This window comes from Erwinia sp. HDF1-3R, from assembly GCF_039621855.1.
Taxonomy (GTDB): domain Bacteria; phylum Pseudomonadota; class Gammaproteobacteria; order Enterobacterales; family Enterobacteriaceae; genus Erwinia.
The window spans coordinates 1713510-1730494 of record NZ_CP155071.1 but is presented as its reverse complement, the minus strand read 5'-3'; the positions used below and the strand labels follow the sequence as shown (position 1 = coordinate 1730494).

At 41.1% G+C, this 16985-nt stretch carries 9 protein-coding genes and 2 pseudogenes; 2 read left to right on the top strand and 9 right to left on the bottom strand.

The window, feature by feature from the left end; genetic code table 11:
- Positions 1-57 precede the first annotated feature (57 nt).
- The 3 genes from AAGR22_RS08000 to AAGR22_RS07990 all read right to left on the bottom strand — a co-directional run bounded on the left by AAGR22_RS08000 (position 58) and on the right by AAGR22_RS07990 (position 3136).
- Positions 58-1665, bottom strand: coding sequence for a ShlB/FhaC/HecB family hemolysin secretion/activation protein (locus tag AAGR22_RS08000; RefSeq protein ID WP_345831562.1), 1608 nt, complete (start codon positions 1663-1665; stop codon positions 58-60).
- Positions 1666-1994: 329 nt separating this feature from the next.
- A complete protein-coding gene (locus AAGR22_RS07995) occupies positions 1995-2510 on the bottom strand; it encodes a GNAT family N-acetyltransferase (protein WP_067702619.1) in 516 nt (171 codons plus the stop codon).
- 47 nt (positions 2511-2557) lie between these two features.
- On the bottom strand, positions 2558-3136 hold the full coding sequence (locus tag AAGR22_RS07990) for a helix-turn-helix domain-containing protein (RefSeq protein WP_345831211.1): 579 nt from the start codon (positions 3134-3136) through the stop codon (positions 2558-2560).
- 527 nt (positions 3137-3663) lie between these two features.
- On the opposite strand from AAGR22_RS07990, the gene AAGR22_RS07985 reads away from it, so the two are divergent.
- Positions 3664-4320, top strand: coding sequence for a hypothetical protein (locus tag AAGR22_RS07985; RefSeq protein ID WP_345831210.1), 657 nt, complete (start codon positions 3664-3666; stop codon positions 4318-4320).
- An 827-nt stretch (positions 4321-5147) separates the two neighbouring features.
- A pseudogene (locus tag AAGR22_RS07980) lies at positions 5148-6124 on the top strand (IS3 family transposase).
- Positions 6125-6273: 149 nt separating this feature from the next.
- Here the strand turns inward: AAGR22_RS07980 and AAGR22_RS07975 are convergent.
- The 6 genes and pseudogenes from AAGR22_RS07975 to AAGR22_RS07950 form a co-directional block, all read right to left on the bottom strand.
- Positions 6274-8241, bottom strand: coding sequence for an ATP-binding cassette domain-containing protein (locus AAGR22_RS07975; protein WP_345831209.1), 1968 nt, complete (start codon positions 8239-8241; stop codon positions 6274-6276).
- Positions 8242-8406: 165 nt separating this feature from the next.
- Positions 8407-12843 carry a hypothetical protein gene (locus AAGR22_RS07970; RefSeq protein WP_345831208.1) on the bottom strand — a complete coding sequence of 1479 codons (4437 nt, stop codon included), beginning with the start codon at positions 12841-12843 and terminating at the stop codon, positions 8407-8409.
- Positions 12844-13193: 350 nt separating this feature from the next.
- Positions 13194-13604: pseudogene (locus tag AAGR22_RS07965) on the bottom strand (IS1 family transposase).
- A gap of 361 nt (positions 13605-13965) precedes the next feature.
- The gene (locus AAGR22_RS07960; protein WP_345831207.1) at positions 13966-15192 is read right to left on the bottom strand and encodes an HlyD family type I secretion periplasmic adaptor subunit; all 1227 of its coding nucleotides are present in this window, start codon (positions 15190-15192) and stop codon (positions 13966-13968) included.
- A 1-nt stretch (position 15193) separates the two neighbouring features.
- On the bottom strand, positions 15194-15730 hold the full coding sequence (locus tag AAGR22_RS07955; RefSeq protein ID WP_345831206.1) for a hypothetical protein: 537 nt from the start codon (positions 15728-15730) through the stop codon (positions 15194-15196).
- Positions 15720-16985: a TolC family protein gene (locus tag AAGR22_RS07950; RefSeq protein ID WP_345831205.1), complete on the bottom strand. Its 1266-nt coding sequence runs from the start codon at positions 16983-16985 to the stop codon at positions 15720-15722. The genes AAGR22_RS07955 and AAGR22_RS07950 overlap by 11 nt, the downstream gene beginning before the upstream one ends.

The window sequence follows — 16985 nt, the reverse complement described above, 5'->3', positions numbered from 1 at the left end:
GTCCTTATCAGTAGAGCTAAAGTGCTAAGCGGTCAGTACGTGTCGGGTACGACGCGCTCAGTAATTCCAGTTCAGGTTGAAGCCGAAGCTTGCGCCGCTGGTGTGGTATCCCGCGGGTTTTGCCAGCGGCACCCCGGCAAAGAGGTCATAGCCGGTATTCAGGGCGCTACCGCGCAGCCCGACGGCGCCACCGGCCAGATGTCGGCCCAGCAGATCGCTGCCCCGGCTGCCGGTTTCACCGTAGTCCACCGCCAGATAGAGCTGCTGCGCCGGGACGGGCGTTGCCCAGCCAATATCGTTACGTACCGTCCAGCCGCTGTCGGCGCTTAGCGAGCGTTCACCGTCAAAACCCCGTACCGTCCAGCGGCTGCCAATAGAGAAGCGGTCCTGCGGGGTCAGTGACGTGCTGCTCATCTGGCGCAGATACTGGCTGGTAAAGCTGAAGCGCTGCGCGGATAGCGTAAAAGGCACGGAAAACTGGCCGTTTAGCTGAAGAATTTTCGCCAGCGCAGTACCTTCTCCCCAGGCTTCGGAAGGTGCCGGGATGGCGCCAAACCAGCGCGTTCCTCGCTGATAGCTGACGCCCGCATCGAGCGTCGCGGCACCGATATAGTGTCGATGCTGCAAACCCAGTCGCCACGCGGAGGTATGGCTGCGCTGGACGCCGATTTCGGTGTCATCAAGGTAGCTGCGCGTCTGGCGGGAGAGCAGATCCCAGCTGAGGGTGGTTTTCTGGCTGCCGGTGCGGTGCAGAACGCGGCTGAGCTGGCCGTTCAGGCTCTGGCTAACCCCGCTGTAGCGCACATCGGCGTAGCGTCCTGCCACCGTCTGAAGATAGCGGTATTTGCTGGCGGTCATCCCAAGCAGCCAGTAGCCAAACGGCACGGAGTAGTGGCCGGTCAGATTTTTACTGTTCTTATCGCCGCCGCGCGCCAGGTCGTGGCTGGCCGATACATAGAACAGATCGCTGAGCGACAGCGGATTGTCCAGATAGAAGGTCACTCCTCCCTGGATGCGTCCGGTGCCGGTAGCGCCCGCATCATCAAGAGAGGCGCCCAGCCGCCACATTTTGCGCTGATGCCAGTCTATGCTGACGTCGCTCTCGCCGGGTTTAGCGCCGGGTGACAGCGACATCTCTGCCGTCACCGTGGGAAGCCGCTGGAGATTTTCCAGTCCCTGCTCGACGTCGCGCAAATCGAACAGCGTTCCCGCGCGCGTCGGCAGCGCGGTCCACAGGTTAACGTAGCGCCCGCTTTGCGGCGTCAGGCTGACGGCACTGGCTTTGCCGGCAAACAGCTGGAGGGTGAGCGAACCCTGAGTCAGATCCTGCGCGGGTGCAAGCACCCGGCTGGTGACATAGCCGCGATCGATAAGCAAATTTTGCAGGGCGCTCATTAGCAGGTTGATGCCCTGCGCGCCGAGACAGCGGCCGCTGGCCTGATTTGCCAGGCGCTGGAGCGGGAGCCAGTGGGGAAAGTCCTCTGTCCCCTTTAGCAGGATCTGCTGGAGTGGGAAGCAGGGAGTCTCATCAGGAAAGTGCAGCCTGGAGCTGCCCGAAGCGGGTGGCGAAAGACGTACGTCAGGCGTAGCGGGCTGAAGCTGTTGTTCAAGCGCCCTCTGCCGCTCCTGCTGGTGAATAATGGCTTCAGATTCAGGCGCGGCGATGGCCGCGCTGCTAAAGAATAGCGCCTGCGCGCTCAGCAAGGCTGCCGCGCAGCAACGCTGTAAAAAATCCCTTTTCACCTTTCACTTCCCTGTTGGCTAAGTCCGTTATTGGCGTTAATTAATCCTTAATCAACCCCGTTTACGCGCGGCATTCTATTCGTTGCCCGTTTAATATTCAATCAAAGATGTAATAAAATGAGACGAGTTTATCTCGGTGCAAACGCGGCGGACGAAAGTGCGCCGTCGCTCCTCAGAGACCGGGGACATCAGAACATCAGAACTCAATTTTCACAGACAGGGGTTGTACGCCGGAACCACCGACAGCATTATTAAAGGCATTTATACATAACGGTCGTGGCCTCGGGCTCGCCGTCGGTGGAAAGCGCATACCCCGGGATCTGTCCGCTTATTTTCCAGCCCTGCGTCAGATAAAGCTGTTCTGCCACATCGCCGCTGCGCGTATCCAGCACCAGCAGCGTTCTGCCTGCCTGCCGGGCAAGCTGCTCGGCACGGGACAGCAGCTGACGGGCGATGCCGCGCCGCCTGGCCTCCGGATGCACCAGCAGCTTAGCGATTTCAGCGCGGTGTGCGCCATTGGGCATCATGCCCAACACCAGGATAACCGTCGCAACTATCCTGCCGTCAAGGCGCGCAACCATCAGCTGGCGATCGCCGCTTTTCAGGCTGGCGATGACCCCGTGCCAGAAATGGCGCATGGGTTCAGGATCCAGACTGACAAAGCCCACGCTGGCACCCTGCGCTACGCAGGCGCTCAGCACATTACACAGTTCAGCCTGCTCAGCGCAGGCCAGATCGGCAGTAAGCAAATCCCAGGAAAGCGTCATAAAAATTACCTTAGTTGTGTTCAGTGGATCGGTTGCGTGTGCAGTTCTTAAGCACGGCAGACGACCAGCGCGTAGTGTGCCCCTTCTGCTTCGGGTGCGTGAAACGAAGAGCGCCCGGAGAGATGAAACCGCAGAGAGTCCCCCGCTTCCAGTCGCCACTGCCGATCGTTCATGTTGAATAACAGCACGCCGTCAAGTATCCAGAGATGCTGCTCGATTCCGGCGACTGGCGGGGCATCGTAGTTGATCAGTGCACCCGCCTTAAGCCGTGCTTCCACCAGCTCGCCCAGAAAGCCTGTTGCGGGAGGCGAAACGCTACGTCTTTCAAAGCCGCTCTGGCGATCGCACCAGACGTTTTGCGCCGCCGGACGCAGATGCACAGGCCCCTCCTCATCAACGCCGCTCAGCAACCGCGACAGGGTTAAACCCCAGGCGATGCACAGTCGGTTAAGCAGCGAGGCGGTCGGGCTGGTTTCCGCGCGTTCGATCCTGGAAAGTGATGCGCGGCTAATGCCTGTCAGATCGGCCAGTGCCTCCAGCGACCAGTTCCTCTCCAGACGAAGCTGAGCCAGGCGTTGAGCAAGACGATGTTCAGCGAGTGAAATGTGCAGCGTTGTTGATAACATATAAACACTTGCCGATTCAACGATACTGGTTGTTTTGTCATTATGTTTTCTTGCTATAAGATTTTTTATGCCTGTTGGGTATAGTTTGTGTGAGTTTCTGACTCAGAGATTAAATATCAAGCTAAGCTATGCTTTACGCGAAAAAATCATTGACAGGATACTGACATCACATAACGATAGTTTTAGCGAAAAAAAACCGGCGAAATTAACAAAGTGTCAGAAAGTATGATTACGTCTGCCACCACGCTTACCCGAATAATATGTACAGACATAATGCCGTTATTAATACAGCTGGCTACGATAGTAGTAACTATTGCTGTTTCTGTAAACTACATCATCGCAATTTAATTTCTAGTGATGATGTTCGTATACCTGTATTTTGTCATAAGAATGACTCAACGCAGACTTCCGTTAATGAGAGCGGTAGCCATAACGGCTAAAAAGATGTCTGGCGGAATGTTTGATCTGATGCAGTTATTGCCGGTGATAAGTCATTTCACACCACAGATAAAAGCAGAAGCAGGTTCATGAGATTCGTGAACAAGAATGTGTCGAAACAAGTAGCGGTACGCAACGAGTTCTTCTTTTTTGGGATTAGCTCCGCTCTGCTGTCGGTTCTATTCTGTTCGGTTATATTATTCTCTGTCTATATGCTGACTAAAAACGGGAATATTACCAGTGGTAGTCTGGTAATGATCGCTGCCTTTTTGTTCCAGATATTCCTCCCAATGAACCAGGCCGGATTTGTTTTCCGTCAAATAAAAATGGCCCGGGCTGATATTGATTTATACTGCACCGAAACAGAGGATGTTATCCCCTCAAATACCCTACCGTCTCCCTTTGCTGACAGGACTCACCTCAGTGCGATCACTGAATGGCTGAAAAGATTCGGGTTCGATAAGCCGCTCAACCATGTTATCCGTGGTTTCGGCAGTAACCTGTCAGGTGGTCCGAAGAAGAAGTTAGGTGTCATGCTCTCTTATGGCAAGCCGTACAGCCTCATCGTGTTTGATGAGCCAACCAAAGGGTTTGATGAATCCGGAGTAAATGCCTTCCGTGAATATCTGATGCATGAGACCAGAGACAAATATGTACTTGTGATCACACACGATGAGCGGTTACTGGGTTCGTGTTCTGATACCAGTATTGTACGAATGAACAACAACAAGGAGCTGGCCTGTTAATAATTTTATTAGCCGCGATATTATGGAAGAATTTAGCCGCCAACACTTTCGAAAATCGCCTTTTGTACTGACCGGTGTCGACGCCAGTAAGCTGGTGAGCTGGACGGCATTAAACAAGACGCTGGAGAAAGACATTCTTCATTACCCCAGAGTAAGGCTTGCCAATGATAACTGGCCGGAAATGAGGGGCTATGGCGGGTTTGTCAGATATTCTTACAGCCAGTCCGGATACAGGACGCCCCACATAAACAGACACCAGTTATATAAATGCTACGCGAAGGAGCAACACTTGTTCTTGACCGCTGCCAGGCGTTTTTTGACTCAGTAGAGGAATGCAGGATAGCATCAAATATAATAGGGGTCTGAAGCCCAGTAGTACGGAAACGTACGCTAAGTGTGTTTTTTAACCACGATATGAAGGGTGATATACACCACCTAACCCCTCAACAGTTTGAAAAAATGGTCTGTACTCAGCTTTACCAGCTTGAACTGGTAAATATGGAGCAGCCAGGTACAGCCCCGCCTCATTAACCCGCTCTCTTTTTACTAATCCGTTTCCCTGCGGAGGATGTTCGTTGTCCATCTGCTAAAGTAGCTCGTTTTTTAGCCATTATCATCACGATAACCTCACCGACATTTGTTCAAAACCCCCATCAACACCGGCGTTATATCTTTTATGCACATTTATCTGCAAACAAGTAAATGAGGTTATCTGCAATCAATAAATCGTTAGCTGCAAAACAATCAGTGTAAGTATCCCGCTAAAACAGCCCATTCACATTTAGAGATCTTCCGGCATACTTGCTCTGCTAATGAAGGAGATCGCTATGCGTAAAGCACGATTCACCGAACACCAGATTATTGCTGTCCTGAAGTCTGTCGAAGCTGGACGTACCGTGAAAGAGGTCTGTCGTGAGGCCGGGATTTCCGAAGCCTCCTGTTACAACTGGAAAGCGAAGTACGGGGGGATGGAAGCATCTGATATTTAAAAGATCAAAGATCTGGAAGATGAAAATCGTCGTCTCAAACAGATGTTTGCCGATCTGAGTCCTGAATGCCGGGCGCTGAAAGACGTCATCGAAAAAAAGCTTTAAAACCAGCGATAAAGCGTGAGCTCGCCAGCTATCTGACGACGCAGTATACGATGAGCATACGCCAGGCATGCAGGATATTATCGCTGAGCAGGACGGTGTTTCGTTATCAACCGGATACGCGTCTGCTAAAACTTAATTTTCGTCGTAGGGGTAAACAACGCCTGCCTGTGCGTAATCCGGCCCCGCTGGCAACGCCGGAAGCACTTAACCAAAGCGGGTCGATTGATTTTATGCACGACGCGCTGACATGCGGCCGACGTTTTCGGACTTTCAACGTCGTGGATGATTTTAACCGTGAAGCTCTGGCTATCGAAATTGACCTGAATATCCCGGCGCAGCGGGTCGTCAGGATGCTGGACAGGATAGCAGCAACCCGTGGATATCCGCTGAAGATGCGGATGGATAATGGGCCGGAACGGGTATCACTGACTCTGGCGCAATGGGCTGAAGATCATGGTGTGATGCTGGAATTTATTAAGCCGGGTAAGCCGACCCAGAACGCGTTTATCGAACGTTTTAACCGGACGTACCGGACAGAAATACTGGATTTTTATCTGTTCAGAACACTGGATGAAGCGCGGGAAATAACGGAGCGCTGGCTGAATGAATACAACAGTGAGCGGCCTCATGAATCCCTGAATAACCTGACGCCGGAAGAATATGGGCTGATGGCTGAGAAACTGGAAATCTCAAAAAGTGCGTGGAACTAAAGCTGGGATACTTACATCAGCACCACGAAGCCTATTTTACAGACTATAACGCGGGATTTTTGGTCGTGTATTCAATATGGTGAATACACGACCCGATTTACGGGTTCTCTGAGCAAGTGGGCTTACAGACAAACTTGATTATAAAAAAATTATGATGCTATTTTAAGAAAATCTTCTTTTTTCCCATCAAATACTATATTAAATTGATTGAGATAAACAACTCTATCAGCAAATTCAAGTAAATTTTTACTGCGTGTGAATAAAATCATTGTTGTGTCATCCTTTAATTTATTCCTAAGAATGTTTGAAAGTTTCTGTTCTGTCCCAGTGTCAACATGAGCTGAGGGTTCATCAAGAATGAAGTATTTTTTGTCAGAGAAATGCAACCTTGCCATTTCTAACATTTGTAATTTATCTTCAGATAATTTTTTTATAGGGGTTGAAAAAATCCCATCAGGATAATATTCAGGAAGCCATGATAAAAAATCCAGTGTCTGTAATTCCTTTATCAAAGAATCACTCGTAACATTAGAACTAAAAATAGAATCATGTAAATTCCGATAAAACACAAAACCACGTTGAGGAAAATAGAACGAACTTCCTTTTCCATTTTCTTGATTGAGACCATCGGGTAAAAAAACCTCACCTTTCTCAGGTTGATAAATACCACAAAGAATATGTGATAGTGTAGTTTTTCCACAACCCGGGGGACCAATGATGGCAATTTTTTCACCCGGAGAAAACTCGAGATTGATTGAATTAAAAACGTTCAAATCATGATTATAGCGGGATAAGGTCGTTACATTTTTTAAACTCCACTTTGATGGATCTCTGATAACCGTAGATTTGAAATCATTGGATTTTTCAGTTAGTTCATTGATTTCCTTTATGCTCTTTGACAGTTCTCGGTGGAAGGGTAAAAATCCAAGCAGCATTGAAGTTGACTGGGTTATTTTCCCAGACAAAATTATTGTAGCAAACATCGCTGAGGAGGAAATAATATGATTTGAAATCAGATAGAAAGCAGTTAGAACAATAGCGACCGTTTGAAGAGACGTTAGGAATGAAAAAACTGAAGAACTATTATTTTTCTTAGCCAACTTAATTGCCTCAGCACTGTTGGACGACTGCACCTTTTGTGAATATAATGCCGGAAAATAATCCATCAAACCGTTGAGCTTGTAATTATCGATAAGTTCAGTAGGGAGGCCGGAATTTGCGTCATTCTTAAAATCAGAATCATCAGGAGACATTTTATCAATGTAAAACGTAGCGATTATCTGTAGAAAGAAAACGGCCAAAGGGACTAATGCAAGCCATTTAGCGATAACGGCTATAGCCACAATATGTGTTAAAAGGAAAATAGCATCAATGTAACCTGAAGATAATAAAACCCAAAGCCCCAGACGAAACTTGATTAGATTATCAATTCCTTTTTTTCTCAAATCCTGCCAATCATCTTTTCCTGAAGAAATTGGCGTCATAAATGAATTAAGTATTGAAGGCTCCCTGAATAAACTAAAAGATGACACCATATTAGAAACTAACCGGATTCGTTTCTTTTTTAAAACAATTTCGAAAGAAAAGGAAAGTAACATGATTATCGATAGCGTCCACAATGAATTTTCTGCAGAGGCTGGTATTATCCTGCCATAAACCGCATTCATGTACAGTGGAATGCTCAATGACAACAGACTAAGACAAAATGAAAGTGAGAAAAATTCAATGAGACCCGCCCGTTTTCTCAGCCAGAAAACCATTAACTCTAATAAATTTAAACTCCTTTTCTCTCTGGTACTAAAGAATCCCTTCATCTCATCACAATCGATTAAATTCATTTTATCGTCCGTCACCGACCACCTGTTTCCTTTCCTGTATAAAACAATACTCTGCGAGCGGGAAACACCAGTATCACAGGACGAATCTATTTTGAAAAAAACACCATCGGTTAATCTTTCTATATATTCTAAACAATCTTCATATTGATTGTTTTTATTGTAAATTTCATAGACAAAGCCGATTGAATAGACTGGTAATTTTTTATCATGGTGGGACAAAATACCATTAACAGCACAAATGAAAGATAAGAAGGAATCATCACTTACTTTAGGATTCATATATTATATTTTACTTAATTCTGATGGCGATTGACAAAGAGTATCTTGTATCAAAAACACTCTGGCATAAAAAGACATAAATATATATTAAGAATCATTAGGCCAATTTAGTATTATGAAAACAGGGGGCAAGTTTTGGGAAAATTTAGGATGCTTTTTTTCCGATTAAGCTGCATGTATAACATGAACAGATGAATGGTCGATTCTGTTCTCATAAACATCGGCTTGCGACGTCTGGTCGTAATGATGATCCCATTCATTGCTTGTTGAAAACTTGACAACATTATCGTCTTTATTGTTTATAATAATATCTATATTATGTCCTTTGTACCAAGAGTTATTGAAAAGAGAATCGAAATTACCAACGATAGATTTATGTTGCACTTTTGAAACATCAACAATATTAAAGTTCTTAGTGTTTGCCAGAGAGCTTAGGTCAATTACGGTAGCACCATCAGAAGACTGCTCTAATGTGTTTTTCCCTTTACCACCATCAAGCGAGCTGACATTCAGAAAATCATCAACTGTTTTCCATAAAAATGTATCATCTCCATTACTTCCCAGAAGCCTTAACGTGTTTCCTGTAAAACCATTGAGTGTATCCTGGTAATTATTTCCTTTATTTATTATTCCTGAATACAAATTAACATCTATATGATCTAAACCGCTATAATCAAATGAAATATTATCAGAACCCTTCACATTGTTAAATGTATGGTTTCCAGCAATATTTCCGTACACCTTCACTTGAGATGCAACGTTAAAATCAAAATTGAAGTCAGAGGAATCAGTACCCCCTTCAAATAGATTAATGGCAGAAGCATTAGCATCATTAAAAACTATATTCTTCAAATCATATAGATGATCCTGACCCATATCCTTTCCAGCATAGTCCTTTTTATCATAAATTCCTGTATCCATATGGAAATCCCCACCATACGGTGTATCATAAAGGTGTCCTACACCATCACTTCCCCAAACTTTATCATTTCCGGCGCTAACAAGATAATGCATAGCATTATTTTTACTTAGATGTACTACGTCGTCGCCAACAGTAGCTCCAAAGTAATTCACTTTACCTCTGATAATGTCATTATCAACTTTATCAGTGAAACTGATAATTCCCGAATCAAAATTCGCATTTAGACCTTTAGTTCGACTCAGATCATAATTCAAAACAGCATTGTTATTAAAGGTAAATATATTCCCACCACCATTAGCATGAATGTATACTCTATTTGTATTAATACTATGCTGCCCCTGTATTTCAAGGTTTATGTGGTTAGCATCGTTATAGTAGAAATTTGAACTCGTTCCTTTGCTGACATCGTAAATAAGATGAGTCATGCTATTAGCATTAATTTCCCTGTTTGTGTAATCGAGAGAAAAATCGAAATGTCCATCTTTTGAATTTGAAAAATTAATTTTAGAAGAACTTGATTGTTGTATGTAAGTGAATATATTTTCTCCAGTTCCACCGGTAAAGACAGAATCTGAATTACCACCGGTATTGTGATAACTAAATTCATTATTTCCATTACCTGCTTCAATATCAATTTTATTATTCCATCCAAAATTACCATCTAAAACATATTTACCACCCTGATCATTACCATAAATTTTACTCACTAAATTATCATAAGTATCAGTGCCGACAGATTTCTTTACAGAGATATTATTGTTGGTAATATTGAACTCCAACGCCCCACTTATCTTATTATAAAATATGTTATCTGTGTTATTGTTTTTTAATTTAAAATCCGCACTGCCGCCTTCTCCAGAATATATATCTGCTCCTGTAACACCTGAGAGATCGAAAAAAGATCCCCCCATTTCTTTAGCATAAAAGATTCCTTTTTCATCATTATTAGCTATAACCCTGTCAAAACCGTCAATATTATCATTGTTTAATTGCGACTTGTTGTTTAAATCTACACAAAGCACCCCTTTATATTTACTGTAATCGAGAGTATTATTCCCTCCCGAGTTAAATATTTTATAAGTTCCATTCTTACCAAGAATGACAAAATAATTGTTAGACGAAAAGTAACCATCGGAATCCACAGTTATATTGTTTCCATCTGCCTTTCCCGTCTCAAACCGATTCCCATCCCCCCATGCATCAATAGTCAGAGCGGAATCATATGTAGAAAAAATATAATTTCCATCACCATTTTCACCTGAGATAATTTTGTTAATTATAGTATCATTCAGTACTATTTGCCCACCGTTAGAGGAATTTATTATCCCATGATCAAGGTCAGCGGAGATCTTACCGCTATTTCCATGGGAAAAGTTTATTTCAAAACTCTTTGCGTTACCATGTATTTGTGAATAACAATCCCCACTATAAAGAGTGAACGCCCCCTCGTTATCCAAAATAATTTCTGAGAAAGCATTATCTGTCAGGTCTAAACGAGATGCCCCTGAACCTGCATTAATAACAGACCGCCCACCGGATAAAAAGAGATTATCCTCACCTTTTTCTGAGCCATGAAAACGTAAGGTCATATCCTTAGCATGTATATTATTTATCAAACCATGAGCACTGATTTCTGAAACTCCATTTGATATAGTGTATTCATTATGATTATCACCACCTATAATTATTGAGTTACCACCCTCAGTGTAAAACTTAATATTACCCGATGTTCCAATGAGAACATTATCAGATCCTGTTTTTCCAATTAGATTCCCTCCCCCATTAGAGCCAACAATTTTGTGAACATCTGAAAGATGGTCCTGACTACCGTTGTATTTGTTAACAATACCACTATTAAGGTCAATATTTACTTTCCCTTTAAGCAGTGAGTAGTCAACATAAGATTTATCGTTAGCATAGATGACATATGAGCCATCTCCAGACCATATATAGTTAGATCCTAACTGTTCATGCAAGGTACCATGCAAATCATTCAAAAAAACTTCGTCATTGTAGCTACTACCAAAAAACTCATTGATACCCTCAAAGTGGTCTTTACTAATTGCATTTTGATTTACGCCACTATGCTCAGTACTTTTCGATCCAGTATTGATCTTTAGACCATTTACATCTATATATTTACCATCAGAAATATTAATTCTCCCAAAATAATGACTTCCTATTTTGCTATAATCTAAAATATTCTCTCCCCCTCCCCCGTGAAAAATATTGCTATCATTATAAGCGATAAATCTATCATTTCCAGAACCGCCAAAATATTCGCGATCTCCTTTTCCAGTAATGAAAATATTGTTACCTGTACTACTTCCGAACACTTTGTCGAAATTGTTAATGAATTGTGTTTTATCACCAATAGTTACAACTGCAGAACTGCTATCTGTAATCTTGAACTTGGCAAATTCAGAAAAGTTATCCGACTGATAATTGAATATGGTATCTTTATTAATATGAGAAAAATCAACCGAATTTTTACCCATGAAGCCATCATATATATTTAAGCCATCTGAAGCGATGAATGTATCATCTCCCTGACTTCCTTTAATAACAAGCCTGGCGTGAGTGCTTCCTATATGGATTAAGGAGTCATCTTGATCATTTAAACTTGATGATTTGTCAATCCCTATTTGTAAAATTGATTTAGTACCGTCGGCTGAGGTGGTGTTGATTGTAGCTCTGATTATCTCATTGAGCGTGGTATTATATATTATCGCAACTTCATTTTCATGCAATCCCAGTAGCGCACCCTCTTTACTGTTCCATGTTATAAATTTGCAATTTGGGGAATAAGGATAGCTGATCGCATCAACTGATTTAAAATCATTCATTTGTATTATCTTTGTGAGGGTGCTTTCGTTGTTTTCACTACCTACAACTCTGGCATCTATCTTCCATCCCGATTTTTGGTCATCTAAATTGAAATATTTAACTCCATATTGTGATTCATAACTTCCATTATTCCTGTCACCTCCACTGATTATTGCCGTATGTGATGCATAATCTAAATGATCACTAGGTTGCAAAACCTTAACTTGGTTTAATTTATCTAGCTTATTAAAGTCATAATCTCGATCAATTATCACCTCTGCTATTTTTACAGTTTCTTTATTAATTATCACCTCTGCTGTTTTAATAGTTGACTTTGATGAGTGTATGACAACAGGATTTATTGGTTGAAAAGATAATAATTCATCAGAAGAGATATTGTCAGCACTCTGGTTTTCGTCAACTATATCTATGATTTTTTTTATTTCATCTGATTGATTGTTAACGATTGCCTTTTCAATCGTAACAACAATTGTTTTGTTTTCTATACCAGCCTGAGTATTTTTATTATTATTGCTATGATCGCTCTTGTTAGTTTCTATATTATCCTTACCGTGATCAGATGATAGGAATCCATCTTTATTTGTGAAGTTTTTTACAGATTTAATTATTACCTCTTTAGAGGATATTTTTTGGCCATCACTGAATGCTAATGTAAATGACTGATCTGATAATGATGCAAACTGAGCAGCATAAGGGATTTGGTAAATGACGCCAGTTGAGGATTCAATTACCAGATCTTGACCAACAATGTTAAACGTAGTTCCCTCTAGCGGGAATGGGATCTTGTTTTCCTGAAAGGTTTTTAATAATAAAGTTAATTCTTTAGTGCTCATAGTTTGATCTCACGATTATTTGATTTATAGAAGGGTTTTAAGAGGAATTAAATATTTTTACATGTTGCACTAGTTTTTTTAGGCGTGTCCGTCGTGACTGATTATGTTGTCTAAACTTAACTAAAATACTGATTCGCATATATAGGTTTTTACGACGCTTGTTAAACCTAATCACTTGATAGAGGTTCAACGGTGTAAATACGAGATAGTAATAATTTATAAAAAAATTTTGGTTTTTAAAAAAGATTTCAAGACATACTCTGACACCGAGTCGCTAATGTAGATGTGAATTTTATCCATGCATAAAATTAAGACACTAAAATTTTTATCATGCACGTTTAAGTCATGTATTAAAAATAGTGAATATATTGCAATGTATAATACCCGCGCTGGATAAAAGTACCAATGGTCTTATCATGTATTACTGTCGGTTTTCCGTACCCCATTGTTCTACGCTTCAACCTGTTGCGGAGATTCAGGTTTTCACGCTCAATGCGCTGTGTGTGAATTTTACCAGTAATATGTTTTTATTCGGTAACACATCATGAGCTTTGAGACGAGGCTCCCATGCCTACCACAGTCAGCGGATCAGGAATTTGCGTCTTCATACCTTACTGGCAAGCATAGTATTCACATTCAAATTGAAAGGGTGGACAGCATGCCTGGCAGCGATAACGGTGATGCCCGGTACACCCCTGTCCATGCTCTTCCACCGGAGCTGTTTGCTTACAAAACGGATATTTGACATCAACCTTGACCATCAGGATCCCTTCGTTAAAACAGGTAGTTTTCCTTAAGATCTCCTGATTGGATACATGATCCACGTTTGAACCTGAACAGACCACTCCGTCATTGAGATATTGGCCCTGGTTGTTGCCCTCAATACAGGTTAAATCCATAAAATGATAGATGGAAAATTCACAGGAATGTGAAAAAAAGTCATCTGACAATGCACATACTAGTCCACTTGTTGAGCATATTAATGTATATGTTATACGCACTGAGTCTCTTGACGGATTTTCTATTCCCTTAAAATCATCGATTGAACTGCTTAACGAAGCAAGAGGCCCCATAGAGTCAATGACTTATCCTGGCGATGTGACTCTATTATATTTTTTGAACCTATTCAGAAAAAACGTATTTTTCTTGCTTTATCACAGGCCAAAGAATATATTCTGCGACACTTCTTTTGCCAGTTTTTATGTAAGCATCAATGGCCATCCCTGGATATAAACTCTTACCTTTTTTATCTTCAAGACTAATTTCAACCTGATAATATCGCTGACTATTATCTGAGGAAAAAGAATCTTCGCTAATCATGTTTACTATTCCATTAAACGACCCTCTATGGTTATTGAAGCCACCCACTTCAATTTTCGATTGCATCCCAGACCAAATATTTATCCTATCTTTAGGATCTAAACGCACAACTGCAACCAAGGGAATATCTGTAGGTGCTATTTCCATAATTTCTCCACCTTGAGGAATTACGCTACCTTTATGGTTTTTAACTAACTTTTGAATGATCCCGCTTACGGGGCTGAATATTTTTTCTTGAGTTTTCCTGACATTTGCTCCAGAAAAATCAGATTTAGCATCAGATAACTTGTCATTGATATTCTCAAGCTCCTTCTGTTTCACACTTAAAAATTCACTTTTTATCTTTTTAGTGTTGATAATTGCCTTTTCAACTTCGGACTCAACCACTTTTAACTCAGACTTTTCCAGATTATAATCATTTTTTGTTCTCTGGTTTAACGAAATTTTCTCTAAAAGATTTGCTTCTGCTGCCGCCTTGATTTTCACTAATGAAGAAACCATTTTTATCTGTCTACCTTCAATTTCCAGCTGTTTCTCTAAACCTTGTATTCTGATTTTTTTTGCATTAAGCTCGGCCTTTTTTTGTTTTTCGATAGCTATATTGAGATTTACAGATTCTTCAATTTCTTTCAAGTTAGTGAGATAACTCGAATATTCCTGCGCATACAATTTTGGGTCATAACTTTCACTTATTGGAAATGGTTTCCCCTCAATTTCACTTGTTATCCTGGCCTTTCTTAATTTAAGTGTTTCAAGCAATACTCTTGATTTGTCATAACTTTCTGAAATGTAACTATTGTCTACAACTGCTAATAATTCACCTTTTTTTACTTTTTGCCCTTCAGTTATATACAGGCTTTCTATTCTCCCCCCCCCCGGATGGTCAATTTGTATATTCTTGTTTTTTATTTGCAAAAAACCTTGTGCATGCACTGTAATATCAACTTTTAGTAAAAACAATGCAAGCAATAGCAAAAAAGGTAATATTAACTTAACAAAATAACTGGATATTAAATATTTAACCCTCATTTTATTTAATTCTCATTTTTATGACTTCCTGATAATGACCGCCAGGTTTCGAGTTTTTGTTAATTATATTATCGATTGGGAAATTATTCAGTGCTGCTATTTGAAGTACTTCGTAGTATAGTATCGCTTGTGTTCTTAAAACAGAACCAACAGATTTCGTTTCAGGAACTGGCAAGTAAACACTAAAAAGGACCTTTTGTCTTTTGCTATCTACTGTTTGCAGCCACTCTTTGATTAATGTCGCATCTTCTTTACTAAGTGAGTTTTTATCCTTTATGTTTAGGATGAAATCTCCCTTTTTGTTCACATACAATTCATTATTGACATCCATCGAACGCTCAATGTCATATTGAAAATTGACTGAAGTAGCAGGCTTCACATCTTGATTTTCAACACAGACACCTTGTACTAAGGCTACGTCATCATCTCCAATTTGAGTGATAACTACCGACAACAAAACATTAAGCAGCACATATACCAACAACAATACAGTCATCATATCAACGTATGCTGGCCAAATATGATTTTTAGCTGACATTACTACTTCCTATATTGAGGATGGCTTCGTCAGTATTTCCATTCAAATGAAAAATAGCCAAATAATAAAGATAAATATTATATTGAGAATCGATCAATCTTAACTCTGCATCAGTCTCCGATCTTTCGGCCGTGATTAAATCCTCGATGCCTTTGATTCCTAGTGGAAACTCATTATAAAATTGCTCTTTGACTTTTTTTGAATTGACGGCATTTGTTTTCAACATCTCCCATGCTTTTCTCTCTCTATCAAATGAGTTTAGGAGTGTTTCATAATTTTTGACCAGGTCTTTTTCTGCCATGCTTAATGTAAGCTTATTAATCTCCAACTCTGAAATCGCTGCTTTCCTCTTATTTGTGCTATTGAATCCATTGAATAAAGGCATACTTACTTGTACAAAAAATTGCATATCAGGTGATACAACATTTCTAAAATGTTCTTTATAATTGGCAATAGCATTCACTTTAGGGTAATCATCTTTTTTTATTGCATTGTACTCTATCCTCTTCTGTTCTACCCTTGTGGACAACACTTTCAGTGCTGGACTATATTTAATTATATCCCTTTTTGTAATTTTAATATTTGTGATGTTTATGTTACTGACATCGTAAACATCGTTTTTTGATAAAGCTAAACCAGTAAGGGAGGATAATTGTATTTCAGCATTACCCAGTTCTTTTCTGACATTATCTAACTTATTTCTCGTTTCATCAGCAGCCACCTTTGCTCTTAGCATATCTGATTCTTGGGACATCCCTGCATCAACACGGGCGTGAACTTTATTGACCAAGGAAGATAACGAACTGTAATCTGATTCTAATACATTTTCTTCATTTTTTTTCTTCCATATATCCAAATATGATTTAGTAATATCAAACTTTGCTTTTTCTATTTTCGCCCTTCTATCCCACTCTTCTTCATCCTGATTATATTTTGCCGCTTTTACTTTCTCTCCCCTCGCTAGATCAATAAGCGTATACTGTGTAGCAACAGTCAACATTGCTGATTCATCATCACCTCTGTAATAATTAGAACCTGCAAATTTCACTTCATCTTTCGATTTGCCAACCAGGCTAACCTGAGGCCAGTACGAGGAATATGCCTCACCTAATATAGCTTCTGCCTTCTCTTTCTTTGCGTTACTTATTTTAAGTTGGATACTATAATCGAGACCATACTTTATGGTGTCCGTAAGGCTCAACGCTTTGCAAAAAAAAGGGCAAAAAAACAAGAACAAACATAATTTTTTTTTCAT